This window comes from Rhodoferax sp. P1_F3 (assembly GCF_056405715.1).
This window is the reverse complement of sequence record NZ_JBFUBO010000005.1, coordinates 1-21,055: the sequence shown is the minus strand read 5'-3', so window position 1 is coordinate 21,055 and position 21,055 is coordinate 1. Positions and strand designations below refer to the sequence as shown.

22 protein-coding genes are annotated in these 21,055 nt (G+C 61.5%); 10 read left to right on the top strand and 12 right to left on the bottom strand.

From position 1 onward, the window contains the following. Positions 1-33: 33 nt before the first annotated feature. The 4 genes from AC1DZ5_RS09450 to AC1DZ5_RS09435 are packed head-to-tail and all read right to left on the bottom strand — an operon-like array spanning position 34 to position 2,492. A complete protein-coding gene (locus AC1DZ5_RS09450) occupies positions 34-477 on the bottom strand; it encodes an ExbD/TolR family protein (protein WP_477888392.1) in 444 nt (147 codons plus the stop codon). Beyond that, on the bottom strand, positions 474-1,118 hold the full coding sequence (locus AC1DZ5_RS09445; protein ID WP_477888390.1) for a MotA/TolQ/ExbB proton channel family protein: 645 nt from the start codon (positions 1,116-1,118) through the stop codon (positions 474-476). The genes AC1DZ5_RS09450 and AC1DZ5_RS09445 overlap by 4 nt, the downstream gene beginning before the upstream one ends. Then, on the bottom strand, positions 1,115-1,918 hold the full coding sequence (gene dapB, locus AC1DZ5_RS09440) for a 4-hydroxy-tetrahydrodipicolinate reductase (protein ID WP_477888388.1): 804 nt from the start codon (positions 1,916-1,918) through the stop codon (positions 1,115-1,117). The genes AC1DZ5_RS09445 and dapB overlap by 4 nt, the downstream gene beginning before the upstream one ends. Before the next feature lie 25 nt (positions 1,919-1,943). After that, positions 1,944-2,492, bottom strand: coding sequence for an outer membrane protein assembly factor BamE (locus AC1DZ5_RS09435; protein WP_477888386.1), 549 nt, complete (start codon positions 2,490-2,492; stop codon positions 1,944-1,946). A gap of 83 nt (positions 2,493-2,575) precedes the next feature. Between AC1DZ5_RS09435 and fur the strand changes: the two genes are divergently transcribed. Continuing rightward, positions 2,576-3,004 carry a ferric iron uptake transcriptional regulator gene (fur, locus tag AC1DZ5_RS09430; RefSeq protein ID WP_310341159.1) on the top strand — a complete coding sequence of 143 codons (429 nt, stop codon included), beginning with the start codon at positions 2,576-2,578 and terminating at the stop codon, positions 3,002-3,004. 16 nt (positions 3,005-3,020) lie between these two features. Here the strand turns inward: fur and hprK are convergent, their stop codons facing one another. From hprK to AC1DZ5_RS09410, 4 genes are all read right to left on the bottom strand, one after another. Next, complete coding sequence (hprK, locus tag AC1DZ5_RS09425; RefSeq protein WP_310341162.1) at positions 3,021-3,968, bottom strand: HPr(Ser) kinase/phosphatase; 948 nt, start codon at positions 3,966-3,968, stop codon at positions 3,021-3,023. A gap of 22 nt (positions 3,969-3,990) precedes the next feature. Then, positions 3,991-4,458, bottom strand: a complete 468-nt coding sequence (locus tag AC1DZ5_RS09420) for a PTS sugar transporter subunit IIA (protein ID WP_477888383.1) — start codon at positions 4,456-4,458, stop codon at positions 3,991-3,993. Positions 4,459-4,538: 80 nt separating this feature from the next. Then, a complete protein-coding gene (gene hpf / locus AC1DZ5_RS09415; protein WP_296472434.1) occupies positions 4,539-4,868 on the bottom strand; it encodes a ribosome hibernation-promoting factor, HPF/YfiA family in 330 nt (109 codons plus the stop codon). A 157-nt stretch (positions 4,869-5,025) separates the two neighbouring features. Next, a complete protein-coding gene (locus AC1DZ5_RS09410; protein ID WP_477888380.1) occupies positions 5,026-6,249 on the bottom strand; it encodes an MFS transporter in 1,224 nt (407 codons plus the stop codon). A 201-nt stretch (positions 6,250-6,450) separates the two neighbouring features. Here AC1DZ5_RS09410 and AC1DZ5_RS09405 point away from each other — a divergent pair, with 201 nt between their 5' ends. Then, a complete protein-coding gene (locus AC1DZ5_RS09405; protein WP_310341170.1) occupies positions 6,451-7,440 on the top strand; it encodes a magnesium and cobalt transport protein CorA in 990 nt (329 codons plus the stop codon). Positions 7,441-7,482: 42 nt separating this feature from the next. On the opposite strand, the gene AC1DZ5_RS09400 is transcribed toward AC1DZ5_RS09405, so the two are convergent. The 4 genes from AC1DZ5_RS09400 to AC1DZ5_RS09385 all read right to left on the bottom strand — a co-directional run bounded on the left by AC1DZ5_RS09400 (position 7,483) and on the right by AC1DZ5_RS09385 (position 13,158). Next, the gene (locus AC1DZ5_RS09400) at positions 7,483-8,238 is read right to left on the bottom strand and encodes a 5'-methylthioadenosine/adenosylhomocysteine nucleosidase (protein ID WP_477888377.1); all 756 of its coding nucleotides are present in this window, start codon (positions 8,236-8,238) and stop codon (positions 7,483-7,485) included. A gap of 90 nt (positions 8,239-8,328) precedes the next feature. Next, a complete protein-coding gene (locus AC1DZ5_RS09395) occupies positions 8,329-10,002 on the bottom strand; it encodes a long-chain-fatty-acid--CoA ligase (protein ID WP_477888375.1) in 1,674 nt (557 codons plus the stop codon). 114 nt (positions 10,003-10,116) lie between these two features. Next, positions 10,117-11,535 carry a Re/Si-specific NAD(P)(+) transhydrogenase subunit beta gene (pntB, locus tag AC1DZ5_RS09390; RefSeq protein WP_477888373.1) on the bottom strand — a complete coding sequence of 473 codons (1,419 nt, stop codon included), beginning with the start codon at positions 11,533-11,535 and terminating at the stop codon, positions 10,117-10,119. A 12-nt stretch (positions 11,536-11,547) separates the two neighbouring features. Next, the gene (locus tag AC1DZ5_RS09385) at positions 11,548-13,158 is read right to left on the bottom strand and encodes a Re/Si-specific NAD(P)(+) transhydrogenase subunit alpha (protein ID WP_477888371.1); all 1,611 of its coding nucleotides are present in this window, start codon (positions 13,156-13,158) and stop codon (positions 11,548-11,550) included. Positions 13,159-13,338: 180 nt separating this feature from the next. On the opposite strand from AC1DZ5_RS09385, the gene AC1DZ5_RS09380 reads away from it, so the two are divergent. The 8 genes from AC1DZ5_RS09380 to AC1DZ5_RS09345 all read left to right on the top strand — a co-directional run. Beyond that, positions 13,339-13,836, top strand: coding sequence for an NUDIX hydrolase (locus tag AC1DZ5_RS09380; RefSeq protein WP_477888369.1), 498 nt, complete (start codon positions 13,339-13,341; stop codon positions 13,834-13,836). Positions 13,837-13,926: 90 nt separating this feature from the next. After that, on the top strand, positions 13,927-15,039 hold the full coding sequence (gene mnmA, locus AC1DZ5_RS09375) for a tRNA 2-thiouridine(34) synthase MnmA (protein WP_477888367.1): 1,113 nt from the start codon (positions 13,927-13,929) through the stop codon (positions 15,037-15,039). 100 nt (positions 15,040-15,139) lie between these two features. Then, positions 15,140-15,463: a hypothetical protein gene (locus AC1DZ5_RS09370; RefSeq protein WP_477888365.1), complete on the top strand. Its 324-nt coding sequence runs from the start codon at positions 15,140-15,142 to the stop codon at positions 15,461-15,463. A 3-nt stretch (positions 15,464-15,466) separates the two neighbouring features. Beyond that, a complete protein-coding gene (locus tag AC1DZ5_RS09365) occupies positions 15,467-17,653 on the top strand; it encodes a type I secretion system permease/ATPase (RefSeq protein WP_477888363.1) in 2,187 nt (728 codons plus the stop codon). Then, the gene (locus AC1DZ5_RS09360) at positions 17,653-19,074 is read left to right on the top strand and encodes an HlyD family type I secretion periplasmic adaptor subunit (RefSeq protein WP_477888361.1); all 1,422 of its coding nucleotides are present in this window, start codon (positions 17,653-17,655) and stop codon (positions 19,072-19,074) included. The genes AC1DZ5_RS09365 and AC1DZ5_RS09360 overlap by 1 nt, the downstream gene beginning before the upstream one ends. Then, positions 19,071-19,709 carry a response regulator transcription factor gene (locus tag AC1DZ5_RS09355; protein ID WP_477888359.1) on the top strand — a complete coding sequence of 213 codons (639 nt, stop codon included), beginning with the start codon at positions 19,071-19,073 and terminating at the stop codon, positions 19,707-19,709. Before AC1DZ5_RS09360 ends, AC1DZ5_RS09355 begins: the two co-directional genes overlap by 4 nt. A 92-nt stretch (positions 19,710-19,801) precedes the next feature. Further along, positions 19,802-20,341, top strand: a complete 540-nt coding sequence (locus AC1DZ5_RS09350) for a retention module-containing protein (RefSeq protein WP_477888357.1) — start codon at positions 19,802-19,804, stop codon at positions 20,339-20,341. After that, positions 20,323-21,055, top strand: a 733-nt coding sequence (locus tag AC1DZ5_RS09345; protein ID WP_477888355.1) for a VCBS domain-containing protein, incomplete at its 3' end; no start/stop codon positions are given. The genes AC1DZ5_RS09350 and AC1DZ5_RS09345, both read left to right, overlap by 19 nt.

The window sequence follows — 21,055 nt, the reverse complement described above, 5'->3', positions numbered from 1 at the left end:
GCTGGAGGGATTTTAGGCGCTGCGCCGCGCGGCTCAGTTGCTGGCGGGCGTGAGGGTACTGGATGATTCGGGCTCGGCCACAAAGCCTATGCGGTTCAAGCCCGCTTTTTGGGCCAGTCCCATGACCTCCACCACCCGGCCATAGGGCACAGTGGTGTCGGCGCGCAGCTGCACTTCGGTCAGGGGATTTTGGGTTGCGGCCCTTTGAAAGGCCTGGGCCAGAACACTGGGGGGCGTTGGCTGGTCGGCCAGGAAGATCTGGCCGGTTTTGTCAATGGCAACGGACAGGTATTTGGGGGCGTCCGCCGCCTGTGCGCCTTCAGCCTGCGGCAGGTCTACCTTCACCGCACTCACCAACAACGGGGCCGTGATGATGAAGATCACCAGCAGCACCAGCATGACGTCGATCAACGGCGTCATGTTGATCTCGCTCATGGGCTTCACGCCGGGGGGGCGCTCCAAGCGGCCGAAGCTCATACCTGCGACGTCAGCAACAGCTCGCGCAGGTCGCGCGCAAAGCCTTCCAAATCCGCTTCGATGCGCCCGATGATGCGGCCCAAGATGTTGTAGCCCAGCACCGCAGGGATGGCCACCGCCAGGCCCGCAGCCGTCATGATCAGCGCCTCGCCCACAGGGCCCGAGATCTTGTCAATGCTGATCTGGCCGGCGCCCGCAATGCCGATCAGCGCATGGTAGATGCCCCACACCGTGCCTAGCAGACCGACAAACGGTGCAATGGAGCCCACGGTGGCCAGCAGCACCTGACCTGCCTGCAGGCGGTGCAGCACGCCATGCAGCGCATCGCGCAACACGCGCGTGAGTTGCTGCGAACGGTCACCGCTGGCAGCCAGTGTCCCTTGGGTGGGCACCTGTGTGGCGTCCACCAGCGGGGCCACCAGGGCCTCGCGGTCAAAGTTGCGTACCGCCTGCTGGGCTTGTGCCCAGTCTGGCGCCTGCCAGAACGCAGCGGTGCTGCGCGCCACGTCGGCCAGTGCGCGCGGCAGTAGCCAGCCCTTCCAGAGGATGACCACCCAGCTGCACACCGACATGCCCAGCAATAGCACTGACACCGTACTACTGACGACATCACCCTTGAACAGCAGGTCGACCGGGCTCATTTTAGGTTCAGCACGTCAAACATGTCGAACAGGCCCGCCTTGCGCCCGGCCAGAAAGCGCGCGGCGCGCAGGCTGCCCTGGGCATAAGTGGCGCGGCTGGATGACTTGTGGCTGATCTCGATGCGCTCGCCCGTACCAGCGAACAGCACGGTGTGGTCACCCACGATATCGCCACCGCGGATGGTGGCAAAGCCGATGCTCGAAGGATCACGCTCGCCCGTCACGCCGTAGCGCTCATACACCGCGCACTCTTTCAAGTCGCGGCCCAGGGCGCCTGCAATCACCTCGCCCATCTTCAGGGCCGTGCCCGAAGGCGCATCCACCTTGTGGCGGTGGTGGGCCTCAACGATTTCGATGTCATAACCCGTAGACAGCGCCTGGGCGGCCATCTCCAGCAGCTTGAGCGTGACGTTCACGCCCACGCTCATGTTGGGCGCGATCATGATGGCGATGTCTTTGGACACCTCGGCAATCTCGGCCTTTTGCGCATCGGAGAACCCGGTGGTGCCGATTACGGCCGACACGCCCAATTCGCGGCATACGCGCAAATGCGCCAGCGTGCCTTCGGGGCGGGTGAAATCGATCAGCACGTCGCAGCCCTTCAGGCCCTGTTGCAAATCCGATGTGATCAGTACGCCCGTGGACAGCCCAGCGAACGCACCAGCGTCCTGGCCCAGTGCAGGGCTGCCAGCCATGTCCAGCGCGCCGCCCAGGCGGCAATCGTCGGCTGCACGCACGGCCTCAATCAACATCTGGCCCATGCGGCCAGATGCGCCAGCAATGGCGATGGTGTGGGTCATGTCCCTGTCCTGTGGTGAAAAAAAATCAGGGCCCGGCAGCGGGCTCCAGTGGGGGGTAAACGGTAGGTGCGCCACCTGCTGCGGCCCCCGGAGCGTCGGTCTTGGCAGGCGCGGGGAATTTGCGGAGGTTTTCTTCCGACGCTGTCAGCGGGGGCAGCGGGCCCTTGATGGGGTTGGACTTCAGCGTGGCCACAAACTCGGATTCACTGGGCAGCTCGTCGGCCTCCACGCGGTCCATGGCATCGCCCTTGAAGAATACCGTGACACGGCGCGCCTGGGGCTCTGCCCCCTGGCGCTTGAGGGTGAACACATAGTCCCAGCGCTCAGCATGGAACACGCTGGTCAGCAACGAGGTACCCAACACATCCTGCACCATGGCGCGCGGCATACCGGGACGCAGTACGGCCACCTGTTCACGCGTGACCACGTTACCTTGCACGATATCAATCTTGTACGGCGAGATCGCCTGCACAGCCTTGCTGCCCGCACCATTGAAGGAGCCACACCCGGTCAAGGCCAGCAGGATCAGGGCGACCCAAGAAGAAGCAACACCGCGGCACAGGTTATGGAGCATGGAAAGTAAGGGGCGATATGATCGTGCGATTGTAGCGGTTGGCCCTTGCCAGCCGGACTGGCCCCAGCGCTGGAAAGATGCCCATGAGCAACATCGATGAACTGAAAAATACGGGACTGAAAGCGACCGTACCGCGCCTGAAAATTCTGGAAGTCTTCCAGCGTGGCACGCAACGCCACATGACGGCCGAAGATGTGTTCCGCGTGCTGCTGCAAGAGCGCTCGGACGTGGGCCTGGCCACCGTCTACCGCGTGCTCACCCAGTTTGAACAGGCCAGCATTCTGAGCCGCAGCCACTTCGAGAGCGGCAAGGCGGTGTACGAACTCAACGAAGGCCAGCACCACGACCATTTGGTGTGCCTGGACTGTGGCAAAGTGGAAGAGTTTTACGACGCTGAGATTGAAAAGCGCCAGCACGCTGTCGCCAAGGCCAAGGGCTTCACCATCGCCGACCATGCGCTGAGCCTGTACGCCACCTGCACCAAAGACCAGTGCCCCAACCGCAAATCCTGAGGCTTTGCAGCGCAGCCTAGCCTTGGAGCATGGCCTTGCGGTGGCGTTCCACAAACTCCTGATAAGTGTCAATGCCGCGCAGCTGCAGGATGGTGTTGCGCACAGCCGCCTCCACCAGCACGGCGATGTTGCGGCCCGCCACCACCTGAATCACCACCTTGCGCACCGGAATGCCCAGCACGTCCTGAGTCAGTGGCTCATAGGGGATGCGCTCATATTCGCGCTCCAGTGTCTCGCGGCGCACCAGGTGCACGATGAGCTTGAGCCGCATCTTGCGGCGCACAGCGGTTTCGCCAAAAATGCCGCGGATATCGAGCAGGCCAATGCCGCGCACTTCCAACAGGTTTTGCAGCAGTTCGGGGCAACGCCCCTCGATCGTGGTCTGGTTAATGCGGTACAGGTCTACCGCGTCGTCGGCCACCAAGCCGTTGCCACGCGAAATCAGCTCCAGGCCCAACTCGCTCTTGCCCAGGCCAGACTCGCCCGTGATCAGCACGCCCAGACCCAGAATATCCATGAACACGCCGTGCATGGACATGCGTTCGGCAAAGTGCTTGGACAGGTAGGCGCGCAGCACATCAATCACGAACGCCGACGACTCCTTGGTCGCAAACATGGGAATCTGCGCGCGTTCGCACATGGACAACAGCGCCTGCGGCGCGGCCTGACCGTCGGCCAGCACCAGCACGGGCGGCTCCAGCGTCACGATGCGTGCAATCCGGCGGGCACAGTCTTCGGGGGTGGCGTTGGTGATGTAGCGAATCTCTCGCTCGCCCAGAATCTGTACGCGATAAGGGTGGATGTAATTCAGGTAGCCGACCAGATCGGCACCGGAGCGGGCCGCGCTGATGGCCACTTCGTCAAACCGGCGCTCGGAAGCCCCCAGGCCAGCGACCCATTCCCAGCGCAAGTGCGCCCGAAACTCCTCAAATAGAGCATCGGCACTGACCGCGGTGGGTTTCAAGGGCGTGGCCTCGGAAGAAAAATCAGGCCGCGCTGGCCGACTGCCAGCCGGAAATCAGGTCATACAGCAGGCCGCTGTCAGCGCAACTGGTGATTTGCTCGCGCAAAACGGCATCGCTGAGCAATTCAGCAATTTCAGACAGGATTTCGAGGTGCTTCTGGGTGGCCGCTTCGGGCACCAGCAGGAAAATCAGCAAACTGACCGGAATATCATCTGGAGCGTCAAACCCGATCGGGCTGGCGAGCTGGAACACTGCGGCCATGGGGGCCTTGAGCCCCTTGATACGTCCGTGGGGGATGGCCACACCATGACCCAAACCGGTAGAACCCAACCGCTCCCGGGAGAACAGACTGTCGGTGACCAGCGCACGGCTCAGGCCATGCAGGTTCTCGAAAAGCAGGCCTGCTTCTTCGAAAGCCCGTTTCTTGCTGGTGACGTCGACTTGCGCAAGTACTTGCGAAGCGGAAAGGATGGACGCGAGTCGGTTCATGGTGTGAGGCGAATTATGCACACAAAAAAACCGCCTATGAAAGGGCGGTTTTTTGGGTGGCAGTCCCTAGCACTTTGGGGCTACATCAGACGCTTGGGAGCCTCGTGGTGGTGGTTTTGCAAGCGGTCCTTGTGGCGGACCACCTGGCGATCCAGCTTGTCGACGAGTTCGTCAACCGCGGCATACAAATCCTCGTGGGCACTTTCGGCGAACATGTCGCTGCCCTTGACGTGGATGTTGCATTCGGCGCGTTGCCGTCGCTCTTTTTCCTTTTGCTTCTCAACGGTGAGTAGAACCTTGACATCTACCACTTGATCAAAGTGCCGCATGATGCGATCAAGCTTGGTCGTGACATAACTACGCAGGGCCGGGGTAACTTCAAGGTGGTGACCGCTGATCGTCAAATTCATAAATAGCCTCCAGTTGCTCTCAGGGTTGACAAAGCCTTCCATTGGGATGGTCGGCACACGAAAAGCGGAATCTAAATGCGGTCGTCTTGAGAAAGACTATGCGCCCGAATCCGACCGAATGCAACGCATTTTTGTAATGCGATGCAACATCGAAAGGTCATTTGTGGGTGGGCGACATCGCGGGCTGCAGGTTCAGGCGGCTGCCCAACACAATGGCAAAAACACTGGCCGCCCCACCTACCACCGCGGCCATCCAGTAGTGCTGCACCAACCCTGCGGCATCGCGGCTGATGATCGCACCACCCACCAGCGCGGCCAGGCCCATGGCGGCCGACTGCACGGCCGAGTTCAACGTCATGAAGGTACCGCGCAGCGCCGGATTGGCGGCTGAGGTGAGCATGGCCATGCCCGGGATCATGCGCCCGCTCATGCAGACAAAAAACAGCGTGGATACGGGCAGCGCCCACAACAAGCCCACAGGTCCGAGCAAGGTGGTCGCCAGCATGGGCACGACCACAGCCACGGCCAGCACCCGGAAAGTCTTGAACTTTCCCCAGCTGTCGGCCAGGCGACCCACCCAGCGCGCCGAGACCAAGGTGGCCACACCACCGCAAAGGTAGATATACGGGATCTGGTCGGCATGCAGCCCCACATTGGTCTGCATGTAAATGGTGATGTAGGGGATCACCGTGAAACCAGCAAACATCAAGAGGGCTGAGAACATGAAGGCACGCTGGTGGTTGCTGTCCTGCAGAGCCTCACGGATACGGGTCCACGACGAAGCGGGCGCATGCAAGGCCAAGTGGGCATTGAGCACCGGCATGGATAGCTGCGCAAACACCATGAGCAAGACGCACATGGCCGCAATGCCGAAAAATGGCACATGCCAGCCCAAGTGCGCCGCCAGGAACAGGCCCAGCGGCACCCCGGCCACGGTGGACACAGAGAATGAGGTCATCACAATGCCCATCGCACGACCACGCCGTTCAAAAGGGATCACGTCGCCAATGATGGTTTGGCTCAGGGCAGACAACACGCCGCCAAAAATACCGGCGCTGATGCGCGCAGCCATCAACTCACCATAGGTGGAAGCCAGGCCGCAAGCCAGTGTAGACAGAGCAAACAGGCCATACAGCACCAGCATCAGGCGCTTGCGGCCAAACCGGTCGATGTAAGTGGAGGCGGCCAAGCCGGAGACACCACCGGCCAAGGTGTAGGCCGAAACCAGCAGTCCAAATTTCGCATCACTGATGCCAAACAGCTGGGTCAGAGCGGGCCCCAGCGGCATCATGATCATGAAGTCCAGAATGTTGGTGAACTGGATCCCGGCCAGGGTGATCAGAAGCCAGAGTTCACGGCGGGGAGTCAAGGCAAAGGGCATGGGGTGAAAGCAAAGTAGGCGGCTGCAAAGCCAGCCGAGCACTCTATCACTGCCACTACGGTGCGATAATTTCGGCATCGCAACATTTGGAGAGCGCTCCTTGGAAACCTACCCCAGTCGGTAGCTTTCAACTCCCACCACTGCATCGGGGTTGAAAGCACCTTAGCCCTTTTGCAGACACCACCACCTCGGGAGTGAGCCATGCTCAATATCTTTACGCTCGCCAACGGTCGGCTCTTTCAGGAAGAGATCGAATCGCTGGAAGAACTTTCCAAGTTCCAGCCCATCTGGGTCGACCTGGAATCCCCCACTATTGAAGAAAAGCGCTGGGTCAAACAGTACTACGGCCTGTCCATCCCGGAAGATGCGATGGACGAGGACATTGAAGAGTCCGCCCGCTTCTACGCTGAAGACAACGGTGAAATTCATATCCGCAGCGATTTCTTGGTCGCCGATGAGGACGAGCCACGCGCAGTACGTGCGGCTTTTATCTTGAATCTGGTGAACGACGACTTGAAAAGCAAGGGCGTCCTCTTCTCTATCCACGACGAAGATGTGCCCGTGTTCCGGCTTCTGCGCATGCGTGCACGCCGCGCACCGGGCCTGATTGAAGACGCCAAAGAAGTGCTGCTCAAGCTGTTCGACGCCGATGCGGAATACTCGGCCGACACGCTGGAAGGCATTTACGACGAGCTGGACAAGGTCAGCAAGAAAGTCTTGTCTGGTAACGTCACAGACGCCATTGCCGGTGAAGCACTGGGCGCTATTGCCCGCCACGAGGACTTGAGTGGCCGCATCCGCCGCAATGTGATGGACACCCGCCGCGCGGTGAGTTTCATGATGCGCAGCAAGATGCTGAACGCCGAGCAGTTCGAAGAGGCACGGCAGATTCTGCGCGATATCGACTCGCTGGACTCGCACACTGCGTTCCTGTTCGACAAGATCAACTTCTTGATGGACGCCACGGTCGGTTTCATCAACATCAACCAGAACAAGATCATCAAGATCTTCTCGGTGGCCAGCGTGGCGCTGCTGCCGCCCACCTTGGTGGCCAGCGTCTACGGCATGAACCTGAAGTTCCCGGAGCTGGAGTTTCTGGGGACCTGGAGTTATCCATATACCGTGGCGCTCATGGTGGCCACTGCGTTGGTGCCCATGTGGTACTTCTACAAACGCGGCTGGCTTCGATAAGAAACAGCACTCCAGCCCGCGTACTTATTGCGCAAGCAGCTCCTATTTTGATAGTGAACTGAGCAACGCATGGATGATGTTGCGGGCGTAGACGCTGGCGACTTCGTTCACGAACTGGCTGAAATCCAGGTGCGCGCTGTCATCGGCCCGGTCCGAGATGGTGCGCACCGCGGCAAACGGCACGCCGTAGTCGGCACAAACCTGGGCCACGGCAGCACCTTCCATCTCCACGGCCAGTGGCGTATGGCCCGCCACCGTCAAGGCACCCACCAACGCCGCCGCTTCGGCTGCGCCATTCACAAAGCGATCGCCACTGGCAATGAGGCCGCAGTGCACGTTGGGCGCGCGGCCCTGGTGACGTGTGCCGGTCAAGGCCAGTTCGGTGGCGCTTTGCAAGGCCGCGCACAGCGCCACATCACCCGCAAACACCGACTGCCCGTACAGCGGAACCTCATAACGCGGAAACAGCGGCGAGGCATCCATGTCGTGCTGCACATAGGATGTACCCACCACCACATCCCCCACCTGCACGCCGACACCCACGCCACCAGCCACCCCCGTGAACACCACCCGTTCCACGCCGAAATGCGCGATCAGCGCCGTGGCGGTGGTCGCAGCCGCCACCTTGCCAATGCGCGACAGTGCCAGCACCACAGGTTGACCCCACAGGCTGCCACACCAAAACGTGCGGCCGGCGTGCTCCACGCGCCGGGGAGATTCCAGTACCTCAATGAGCCCGGCCTGTTCTTCGGCCAGGGCGCTCAGGATGGCAATGGGGGCGGGGGCAGCAGCAGTCATGAAAAAGCGTAGTGGTTGGACGGAAACCTGAAGCGTAGCAGGCATAAAAAAGCGACCCGAAGGCCGCTCTTTATTTACCGCACAGCTGCGTTATTTGTCACGCAACTCGCGGCGCAGGATCTTGCCCACGGGCGTCTTGGGCAGCTCGGTACGGAACTCCACCACCTTGGGCTGCTTGTAGCCGGTCAGGTTTTCCTTGCAGAAGTTGCGCACGTCTTCTTCGCTGAGGTTGGGGTCTTTCTTCACGATCACCAGCTTCACGGCTTCACCGGTCTTGGCATCGGCCACGCCCACGCAAGCGCATTCCATGACGCCGGGCAGTTGTGCGACCACGTCTTCGAGTTCGGTGGGGAACACGTTGAAGCCGCTCACCAAAATCATGTCCTTCTTGCGGTCCACGATCTTGAAGAAGCCCTTTTCATCCACCACGCCAATGTCGCCTGACTTGAAGAAACCGTCGGCGGTCATGACTTTGGCGGTTTCGTCGGGGCGCTGCCAGTAGCCGGCCATCACCTGTGGGCCCTTGATGGCGATCTCGCCGCTCTGCCCCATGGGCACTTCGTTGCCATCATCGTCCAGTAGCTTCAGATAGGTGCTCGGCAAGGGCACGCCAATGGTGCCGGTGTACTCGGTGGACGTAACAGGATTGCACGTGGCGGAGGGCGAAGTCTCGCTCAGGCCATAGCCTTCGCAAATGGAGCATCCGGTTTTCTCGAACCAGATCTTCGCCACACCGCTCTGCACCGCCGTGCCTCCGCCCACAGACACCTTCAGGTGGCTCCAATCCACAGTATTGAAGTCGGGGTGGTTGGCCAGGCCGTTGAACAGCGTGTTCACGGCGGGGAAGCTGTGGATGGTGTGCTTGGTCAGCTCCTTGAGCACACCGGGAATATCGCGCGGGTTAGGGATCAAGATCAGCTTGCCGCCCGTGCGCATGGACAGCATCATGCCGACCGTGAACGCGAAGATGTGGTACAGCGGCAAGGCGCAAACACCCGTGGGTTGCTCACCGGCCGGCACCTTCTTCATGACCGGGTCATTCCAGGCTTCGGACTGCAGCACGTTGGCAATCACATTGCGGTGCAAAAGCACGGCGCCCTTGGAGACGCCGGTGGTGCCACCGGTGTACTGCAGCACCGCCACATCGTCGGCCTTGGTGTCGGGCTTCTTGAACGGGGCCTTGGTACCGCGGGCCACCGCGTCGTTGAAGCGCACCGCACCGATCAGGTTGAACGCGGGCACCATCTTTTTAACGTTGCGCACCACATAGTTCACCAGCGCACCCTTGAGCAGGCCCAACTGGTCGCCCATGGCGCACAGCACCACATGTTTGACGGGCGTGGCGGCAATGCATTTCTCCAGCGTCGTGGCAAAGTTTTCGATGATGACGATGGCCTTGGCGCCGGAGTCCTTGAGCTGGTGCTCCAGTTCACGCGGGGTGTACAGCGGGTTGACGTTCACGACCACAAAACCGGCGCGCAGAATGCCGGCCACGGCCACGGGGTACTGCGGCACATTGGGCATCATGATGGCGACGCGGTCACCCTTGGCCAGGCCCAGGCTTTGCAGGTAGGCCGCAAAGGCCTGACTCAGGCTGTCGGTCTGGGCGTAGGTGATTTCCTTGCCCATGAAGTTGTATGCCACGCGGTTGGCGTATTTCTGGAAGCTCTCCTCCATCAAACCCACCAGCGAGGGGTACAGCGCGGTGTTGATGTCCGCTGGCACCCCCTTGGGGTAGCTGCTCAGCCAAATGCGATCTGTCATGTCCTTGTCTCCATCCTATTTTTTAGATCCAGCCTTTTTAGATCTGGCTGGGTATTTTCGTCGCCTAGGGCCAAGCACGGGCGTGTGCTTTCCCTAGGTTTTCGTCCGGACCACTCAGGTTTTTAACGCGCCCAGCACCTCGTCGAGCATTTTCTTGGCATCGCCAAACAGCATGCGGTTGTTGTCCTTGTAGAACAGGGGGTTGTCCACACCCGCATAGCCCGAGGCCATGGAGCGCTTCATCACGATGGAGGTCTTGGCCTTCCAGACTTCGAGCACCGGCATGCCGGCGATCGGGCTGGTCGGGTCGTCCTGCGCCGAGGGGTTCACGATGTCATTGGCACCAATCACCATCACCACATCGGTGGCGGGGAAGTCGTCGTTGACCTCCTCCATCTCGAACACGATGTCGTACGGCACCTTGGCTTCGGCCAGTAGGACATTCATGTGGCCAGGCATGCGTCCCGCCACGGGGTGAATGCCAAAGCGCACATTGACACCCTTCTCGCGCAACGTCCGCGTGATCTCGAACACCGTGTGCTGCGCCTGCGCCACCGCCATGCCGTAGCCCGGCACGATGATCACGCTTTTGGCTTCACGCAAGAGCTCGGCGGTCTCGGCCGCATTGACGGCCACCACTTCGCCAGCGGGTTGTGCGGCACCACCTTCCGCTTTGGGGGCGGCAGGGGCACTGCCAAAACCGCCCGCAATCACGCTGATGAAGCTGCGGTTCATGGCATTGCACATGATGTAGGACAGGATCGCGCCACTGGAGCCAACCAAGGCACCGGTCACGATCAACAAGTCGTTGGAGAGCATGAAGCCGGTGGCCGCCGCAGCCCAACCGGAGTAGCTGTTGAGCATGGACACCACCACGGGCATGTCGGCGCCGCCAATGGCCATCACCATGTGCACGCCAAACAGCAGGGCCGCCACTGTCATCACGATCAGCGGTGTCATGCCGGCGTCCAGCGTTTCGGCGCGCAGAAATTCGCGGCCAAAGTACAGCACGATCAGCAGGCCCGCCAGGTTCATCCAGTGGCGGCCTGGCAGCAGCACCGGGCTGCCACCAATGCGGCCGGAGAGCTTGCCAAACGCGATCACGGAGCCAGCAAAAGTCACGGCACCAATGAAGATGCCGATGTAGATTTCCAGCTCGTGGATGGTCTTGGCCGCCCCTTCAAAGCCCACAGTCGCGGCCGGATCCACATAGGTGGCAAAACCGACCAGCATGGCGGCCAGACCCACCATGCTGTGCATCAGGGCCACCAGCTCGGGCATCTGGGTCATCTGCACAGTGCGCGCGGCGTACAGGCCCACGCCACCGCCCAGCACCATGGCACCAGCAATCCAGGGAAGCCCCGCAGCGGTGACGGTGGGGCCAAAAATGGTGGCCAACACGGCCAGCGCCATGCCCACCATGCCATACAGGTTGCCGCGCAGCGCGGTGGACTGGTTGGACAGGCCGCCCAGGCTCAGGATAAACAGAATGGTCGCGCCAATGTAGGAGACCGTAGCCAAACTTGCAGACATCTTCAGGTCTCCTTACTTGCGGAACATGGCCAGCATGCGCTGGGTGACGGCAAAGCCGCCAAACATATTGATAGCGGTCAGCACAATGCCCGCCGCCGCCAGCCAGGTGATCAGACTGTCAGGCCGCCCCACAGCACCGGCAATTGGCGAAATCTGTACCAGCGCGCCAATGGCGATGATGCTGCTGATGGCATTGGTCACGCTCATGAGCGGGGTGTGCAGCGCGGGCTTGACGTTCCACACCACCATGTAGCCCACAAAGCAGGCCAGCACAAACACCGTGAAGTGCCCCAGGAAGGCGGCCGGCGCGTAGCTGCCGATGAGCCAGAACAGCAAGGCTGCCACCGCCATCAGGATGGCCAGGCTCTTGGCAGACATGGGCTCGCTGGCGCCACCGTGGCCGTGCGCAGGCTTCTTCGCCGCCACAGGCGCGGCCTTGGCCGCGGCGACAGGGGCCGCTGGCAGCTTGGGCGCCGGGGCGGGCCAGGTCACGCTACCATCTTTGATGACGGTCAGGCCACGGATGGCGTCGTCGTCCATGTTGATGTTGGCCACGCCGTCCTTGGCCTTGCACAGCTCCTCGCTCAGGCGGAACAGGTTGGTGGAGTACAAGGTGGACGATTGCTTGGACAGGCGCGAGGCCAGATCGGTGTAGCCGACGATGGTCACGCCGTGCTTCACCACGGCCTGACCTGGCTCGGTCAACTCGCAGTTGCCGCCCTGTTCGGCCGCCATGTCCACAATCACGCTGCCCGGCTTCATGGACCGCACCATCTCGGCGGTGATGAGTTTGGGTGCGGGCTTACCCGGAATCAGCGCGGTGGTGATGATGATGTCGACTTCTTTGGCTTGCTTGGCGTACATGTCGCGCTGCGCCTGCTGAAAGCCCTCGCTCATCACCTTGGCGTAACCGCCGCCGCCGCCGCCTTCTTCCTCGTAGTCCACCTTGACGAACTCGCCGCCCAGCGAGGTGACCTGGTCGGCCACTTCGGCACGCGTGTCGTTGGCGCGCACGATGGCACCCAGGCTGGCTGCCGTGCCGATGGCGGCCAGACCGGCCACGCCGGCACCGGCGATGAACACCTTGGCCGGAGGCACCTTGCCCGCCGCAGTGATCTGGCCGTTGAAGAAGCGGCCAAAGGCGTTGGCCGCTTCAATGACCGCGCGGTAACCGCTGACGCCGGCCATGGAGGTCAGGGCATCCATCTTCTGGGCACGGCTCAGGGTCCGTGGCAGCGCGTCAATGGCCAGCACGGTGGCCTTGCGGGCCGCCAGCTGTTGCAGCAGATCGGGGTTTTGGGCGGGCCAGATAAAGCTGACCAGGGTGCCACCTTCGCGCAGCAGGCCCACTTCGTCGCTGGATGGGCCACGCACTTTGAAGACGATGTCGGATTGAGCCCAAAGTTCAGCGGCCGTAGCAACCACTTCAGCGCCCGCGGCACGGTAGCTGTCGTCGTCGCAGTTAGCCGAGGCCCCTGCTCCCGATTCGACGCTGACCCGGAAGCCCAGCTTGATCAGCTTCTCAACCACCTCCGGAACCGTGGCGACGCGTTTTTCTCCAGGAAAGATTTCTCTGGGAACACCGATACGCTGTCCTGTTTCAGTGGGAACACTGGTCTGCATAAAGCAACTCCTCAACGTGGATGGGGGCTTGGCCGTGGGGCGTGGTTCGCGACGGTAAGGTTCGCGAAAGGGTTCTGGGCGGCAACTTTAACTGAATTTCCCTGCGCGAATGCCCGTCTGGCGCCGCCTGCGAGACGGGTGCGCTCAAAACAGCCCAACCCTGCATGCCCATAATCCCGCATGACCCAACGATGGAAACCCAGTGTCACCGTGGCCGCTGTCATTGAGCAGCAGGGCCGCTTCCTGCTGGTGGAAGAACACACCCCCGAAGGCCTGCGCCTGAACAACCCGGCCGGCCACCTGGACCCGGCCGAGTCGCCCGCTCAGGGTTGTTCCCGAGAGGTATTAGAGGAAACGGCCTATGCCTTTACGCCAACCCACCTGGTCGGCTTGTACCTGTCACGCTTTCAGCGCCAGCGTGCAGACGGCCTGGAAGACGTGACCTACCTGCGCTTTGCCTACGCAGGCAGCCTGGGCGCCTTCGACGCAGCGCGCACGCTGGACACCGGCATTGAGCGCACGGTTTGGTTAACCGCAGACGAACTGCGCGCCAGCCAGCACCGCCACCGCAGCCCGCTGGTATTGCAGTGCATGGAGGACTATCTGCGTGGTCAGCGCTACTCGCTGGAACTGGTCTACGCCGATGCCAGTCTTTGGAACCCAGCCACACCGCTATAAAAACAGGAGCTGCTCGCGCAATATTGACGGGGGCTAAGGGCATTATTGATGCATAAACCTTGCCTGAAGGCGCCCCGGTAAAATGGGTGTATGAGCAAGCAACGCATCGTGGTCGGTCTGAGCGGAGGGGTGGATTCCGCCGTTACGGCCCACCTCTTGAAACAACAGGGCCACGAGGTCATCGGCATCTTCATGAAGAACTGGGAAGATGACGACGACAGCGAGTACTGCTCCTCCAACATCGACTTTGTCGACGCCGCCGCCGTGGCGGATGTGTTGGGCATCGAGATCGAACACGTCAACTTTGCGGCCGACTATCGCGACCGCGTGTTTGCCGAATTCCTGCGCGAGTACCAGGCTGGGCGCACGCCCAACCCCGACATCCTGTGCAACGCCGAGATCAAGTTCAAGGCCTTTCTGGACCACGCCATGCGCCTGGGCGCCGAGAAGATCGCGACCGGCCATTACGCCCGAGTCCGCCTGAACGAGGCCACCGGCCGGCACGAACTGCTCAAAGGCCTGGACCCGGCCAAAGACCAGAGCTACTTTCTGCACCGCCTGAACCAGGCGCAGTTGTCCAAAACCCTGTTCCCGGTGGGCGAGCTGCACAAGACCGAGGTGCGCCGCATTGCCGACGAGATCGGCCTGCCGAATGCCAAGAAGAAAGACTCCACCGGTATCTGCTTCATTGGCGAGCGTCCGTTCCGCGAATTCCTGAACCGCTACATCTCCAAGGAACCGGGCCCTATCAAGAACGCCAAGGGCCACACCATTGCCGAGCACGTGGGCCTGTCGTTTTACACGCTGGGCCAGCGCCAGGGCCTGGGCATTGGGGGGCTCAAGGCCAAGAGCGCCCAGCGCGGCGGTGGCGACCATGCACCGTGGTTTGTGGCGCGCAAGGACATGGAAACCAATACGCTGTGGGTGGTGCAGGGGCACGACCATCCGTGGTTACAGTCGCTGGTGTTGCAGGCGCAGGATGCCAGCTGGGTGGCGGGCAAGGCGCCAACCGACGCAGATATGGCCGCCAAGACCCGCTACCGGCAGGCGGACGCACCGTGCCATGTGCACGCAGATTCCAGCACCACCTTCCATCTGCGCTTCCCCCAAGCGCAGTGGGCTGTGACCCCCGGCCAATCCGCCGTGCTGTACGACGGCGAGGTGTGTCTGGGCGGCGGCATCATCACCGCGTCCCCCCCGTAGGGTGACCGTGGGTGCGGCACCTAGCAAAGCTGGTGCTAACATCCGGCACAACAAGCGAATTGCATACAGTTTGCCAGGGACCACATCACAATCCACTGCCATGTTCCACGTACTTCGCAATGCCGATGGGTCCATCGCTTCGCTGTCTCGGCAAGAGCGCGCGGGGGGTGAGTTTCTGGACGACACCCACCCGGACATCGTAGGCTTCATGGGCGCCCGCTCCGCGGAGCCGGGGTTCGACGCAGCCGATGCCGAGTTTGTGCGCGTGCTGGAAGACTTGATTGACACCCTGATCATGAAGAACGTGATTCGCCACACCGATCTGCCGGCTGCGGCACAACGCAAACTGACGCTGCGCAAAGGCCTGCGCAACCGCATGCAAGGTGCGCTCAACTTGCTGGGTGGAGACGACCGTCTGCTGTAACCCATGGTGCCCACACCCCCTCCGACTCCCACCCCACAACCCAAGCCCAGCACCTGGCGCTTGGGCGAGCACAGCGTCCATTTCGACCCGCTGCTGGACAGCGTGGTGGCGATTGCGCGCATCTTTGGCATCTCTACCGGCCAGGAAGCACTGTCCGCGGGACTGCCGTTGGAAAGCAATCTGGTCACGCCCGCCTTGCTGCCGCGTGCTGCGGCCCGCGCCGGACTGACCGCGCGGCTGGCACGCCGATCCCTCACAGACCTGCGACCCGGGCTGCTGCCGGTGATCCTGATGCTCAAGGACAAGCAGGCCTGCCTGCTGCTGGAGTGGATGGATGACGGACAAGCCCGTGTGCGCTTTCCAGAAAGCGGTGAATCGGGCGATGTGCTGCCCAAGGAAGAGCTGGAAGCACTGTTTGCGGGTGTGGTCTTTTTTGTGCGGCCGGTGTTCAAGTTCGACCCACGCACGCCACAGACCGGCGATGTCAAAGCACGCCACTGGTTCTGGAGCGTGGTGTTCCAGAATTGGCGTCTGTACCGCGACAGCCTGCTGGCGGCCCTGCTGATCAACCTTTTCGCGTTGGCCATGCCCATGTTCTCCATGACGGTGTACGACCGCGTGGTGCCGAACCGGGCCGAAGAAACCCTGTGGGTGCTGGCCCTTGGTGTGCTGGTGATGATGTGCTTTGACGCGGCGCTGCGCGTGCTGCGCGCCTACATCCTGGACACCGCCGGCAAGCGCATTGACGTGACCCTGTCGTCACGCATCATGGAACGGGTGCTGGGCCTGCGAATGGCGGATCGCCCGGCATCGGTGGGGTCGTTTGCCGCCAACCTGCGGGCATTCGAGTCGGTACGCGACTTTGTGGCCTCTGCCTCCATCACCACCCTGGTGGACTTGCCGTTTGTGCTGGTGTTCTTTGTGGTCATCATCTGGATTTCTCCCTGGCTGGTGCTGCCGCCGCTGGTGTGCATCGGCATGTTGCTGGTGGCTTCGCTGGTGGTGCAACAAAAGATGCAGGAGCTGGTGGACGTCACCCAGCGCGCGTCTTCGCAGCGCAACGCCACACTGGTGGAAAGCCTGGTGGGCATTGAGACCATCAAATTCATGGTGGCCGAAAGTGCTTTTCAGCGCAAATGGGAGCAGTCCACGGTGTTCCTGGCGCAAAACAGCACCAAGCTCAAGTTGCTGTCCAATGCCACGCTGAACTTCGCGCAAATGATGCAGCAGCTGGTGTCAGTCACCACCGTGATCGTAGGCGTGTACCTGCTGATGGCCAACCAGATCAGCATGGGAGCCATCATTGCGGCCTCCATGCTGGCCGGGCGTGCCATGGCGCCGTTTGGCCAGGTGGCCGGACTGCTGATGCAGTACCACAATGCAAAAAGCGGGTTGGCGTCGATTGCCAACCACATGCAAACACAGCCCGAACGCGCCGATGACGCCGCGTTTTTGCACCGCACCGGCTTCCAGGGCACCATCGAATTCAAGAACGTCAGTTTCTCCTACCCTGGACAGCAGCAGGCCGTGCTGAGCCGCGTGTCGTTCAAGATCCATGCGGGTGAGAAGGTGGCCTTCATTGGCCGCGTAGGGTCGGGCAAGTCCACCATCCAGCGCCTGATCCTCGGCTTGCACCAGCCCACGGATGGTGCCATCCTGATCGACGGCATTGACCTGCGTCAGATCGACCCAGCCGAGCTGCGTCGGGCCGCGGGTTTTGTGTCGCAAGACGTCAGCCTGTTCTACGGTACGCTGAAAGAAAATATTGCCTTGGGCGCCCCCTTTGCCGACGACCAGGACGTGATCGCCGCGGCGGAAATTGCCGGAGTCACCGAGTTCGCCAACCGCCACCCACGCGGATTTGACATGCCCATTGGCGAACGCGGTGAATCACTGTCGGGCGGGCAACGCCAGGCAGTCGGCATTGCACGCGCCGTGCTCAATGACTCCCCCATCCTGCTACTGGACGAACCCAGCAGCGCCATGGACCATCAGAGTGAAGACCTGCTCAAGGCGCGCCTGCGTCGCTTCACCATCGGTAAGACCGTAGTGCTGGTGACGCATCGCACTTCACTACTGGAGCTGGTGGACCGCCTGATCGTGATTGACAACGGCCAGATCATGGCCGATGGCCCCAAGGCCCAGGTGGTGGAAGCCTTGCAAAGCGGCCGCATTGGGAGGGCTGTGTAATGGCAACTGCTCCCGCCACACCGAAATTCCCCAAGCTCATGGCAGCCTGGGGGCGTTTTTATAGCTGGTGCTCGCGCTGGATAGACCGCGGCCTGCTCGCCATCAGCGGCCAACACAACGACCAGGACAGCGACTTCGACGCCAATGCCGACTGGGCCATTGCCGAACAAACCCCCAAGGGCGCGCGCATCCTCATCTGGCTCAGCCTGATCGCGGCGGTGGTGTTGCTGGTGTGGTCAGCATTTGCCGTGCTGGACGAGGTTACACGCGGCGAAGGTAAGGTGATTCCGTCGCGGCAGATCCAGATTCTGCAGAGCCTGGACGGCGGCATCGTATCCGAGATCTTGGCGCGCGAAGGGCAAACCGTGAAAGCGGGGGACCTGCTGCTCAAGGTGGACCCCACGCGCATGGTGTCCTCGTTGCGGGAAAACCAGTCGCAGTACCTGTCGCTGCTGGCCAAGGCCGCCCGTTTGCGCGCGCTGGCCGAGGGATCGCGCTTTGTGCCTCCTGACGAAGTAACCAAGCAGGCGCCAGAAATCGTGGAGCAGGAGCGTACCTTGTACGAGTCGCGCCGGGCCGAACTGGATGCCACGATTGGCGTAGCCCGACAGCAGTCGACCCAACGGTCGCAAGAGCTGATTTCTGTGCGTGCGCGGCGCGAGCAGGCGTCGCAGAGCTACAACCTGACGGCGCGGGAGCTGGAGATGACACGCCCATTGGTGAAAACCGGTGCCGTGTCAGACGTAGAGCTGCTGCGCTTGGAGCGTGACGTGGCGCGCTATCGCGGTGAGCGTGACAGCGCAAGCTCCGACATTCCGCGCCTGGAGTCAGCCGTGGCCGAGGCTAACCGCAAGATTCAGGAAGTCGAACTGACCTTCCGCAACATTGCGCGCTCCGAAATGAGCGAAGTGAATGCCAAGCTCAATGCACTGTCTGAAGGCAGTGCAGCCCTGGAAGATCGGGTGAAACAAACCGAAATTCGCTCTCCGGTGAATGGCACCGTCAAACAGCTCAAGGTCAACACGGTGGGCGGTGTTGTGCAACCCGGCAAGGACGTGATTGAACTGGTACCGTCGGACGATGCGCTGCTGCTGGAAGCCAAGGTATTGCCGCGCGACATCGCCTTCCTTCGGCCCGGTCAAAAAGCGCTGGTCAAATTCACGGCCTATGACTTTGCGGTGTACGGCGGGCTGGAGGCCACACTGGAGCAGATCAGCGCCGACAGCGTCGTGGACGATAAGGGCAATGCCTACTTTGTGGTGCGTGTGCGCACGCTGTCCAACAGCATTGGCCCCCAAAAGTTCCCCATCATTCCCGGCATGGTGGCGGAGGTGGACATCCTTACGGGCAAAAAATCGGTGCTATCGTATTTGTTGAAACCCATCTTGCGAGCCCGCGCGAAGGCGATGACCGAACGATGAGCGGGGCCAAGGCTTGGGTCTATGCGACGCGCGACGCGGGCTTGCGTCTGCACTGGCAAAAAGCATTGGGGCACCCCAAGGCACTGACTCCCAGCAGTTATCAGGAATTGGCTGGATCGGCTCTACCCCAAAGTACGCAAATCTGGCTGGATTTGGCTCTGCCTGGTCTGCCCGCATGGGATGACCCTGCATGGAAAATCATGTTGGAGAGTGGGCAGCACCAGATCATCGCATCCAGTTCCAACCCCAAGGATCATGAAGCCATGGCGGCCTTGGACGCGGGGTGTGTGGGTTATTGCCATGCATTTACGGATGCAGGTACGCTGCGCCAAATCCAGCTGGTGGTCCAAGCCGGGCATGTCTGGATTGGGCCCGCATTGATGCAGAAGCTGATTCGCGGTGCCAATCTGGCGGCACCTTTGGTTGCCAAGCCGGCACTGGATTGGCGCGACCACTTGACTCCCCGAGAGACGGAGGTCGCCGTCATGGCCGCCAAAGGGGCTTCCAATCTGGACATAGCAACCGCCTGCGAGATCTCTGAACGCACAGTAAAAGCGCACCTGAGTGCTGCTTTTGACAAGCTGGGTGTCTCCGACCGCCTGCAACTAGCGCTGAAAGTCCACGGAATTCAGTAAAAACCCACGCAACCTGTACCCAAGGACAATAGCCGGGCGCGTCCCCATCCTCTAGAGTCAGCTGATCGAATTAGCTGAATTTCGGAGTTTTTATGGCCGCCAATCAAGTTTCCGCCCAAGCACGTGGTGTTGTCGTTGTCCTGCAAGGCAACGCCTGGATCGTGAACGCAGATGGCAGCCGCAAGGTGCTCCACCTGGGCGACGAAGTGGAAGAAGGCCAAGTCATTGCGACGGAAGATGGCACCCGTCTCGAACTGGCCATGCCCCATGACCAGTTGATCACCGTCGAATCCGGCCGTGAACTCTTGATTGATGCCAACCTGCTGGGCACCGTCAAGATTGATCCCACAGAAGCGGCACTCAAAAACCTGAATAGCGGCGCAGAGGCGATTGCCAAGGTTTTGGCCAGCGGCACTGGTGATCTGTCTGCCGAACTGGATCCGACTGCCGCGGGGCTGTCCGGTGGCGATGCCAGTGACTTGGCTCCCCCAGCGTCTCCGTCCCCGATGAGAACGGCGCAGGTTTTGCGGGCAACAAGACGGTCGCCGAGACCGATGGCGCCATCCCCGGTGAGTTCACCGTCTCCGCGCCTGCCGGCCTGGCCAGTATTTCCGTGGGCGGCACAACCCTGAGCGCAGCTCAGCTCGCCGCTCTGGGCACGACGCCTGTCTCCATCACCACCACCGATGGCACCCTGGTGCTCAATGGCTACGCTCCTGCCACCGGCAAGGTCTCCTATACCTTTGATCCCGTGGTGCATAGCTCCAATGCCTCCGTCACCGCAGCTTTTCCCATCACGGTCACCGATTCCCTGGGCGCCACCAGCACAGCCAACAACCTCGATATCGTCATCACCGACAGCAAGCCCGTCGCTGTCAATGACTCCGCCTCCATCACCGAGGACGCCGCGACCAACACCGTCACAGGCTCGGTGCTCACCGGCACTGGCGCCGATACCGTGGGCGCTGACACCAACGCCACCCCGGTCACCCCCGCTACCGTGACCCTCTCCTATGGCTCTCTGGTCTTGAACGCCAACGGCTCTTACATCTATACGCTGGACAACAGCAATGCCACGGTCAATGCGCTCAACGATGCCAGCCCTGCCCTGACCGATTCCTATACCTACACCCTCACCGATGGCGATGGCTCCACCTCCACCGCCACCCTGACCATCTCCATCAATGGCCACACCGATGGCTCCCCCAGCGTCTCCGTCCCCGATGAGAACGGCGCAGGTTTTGCGGGCAACAAGACGGTCGCCGAGACCGATGGCGCCATCCCCGGTGAGTTCACCGTCTCCGCGCCTGCCGGCCTGGCCAGTATTTCCGTGGGCGGCACAACCC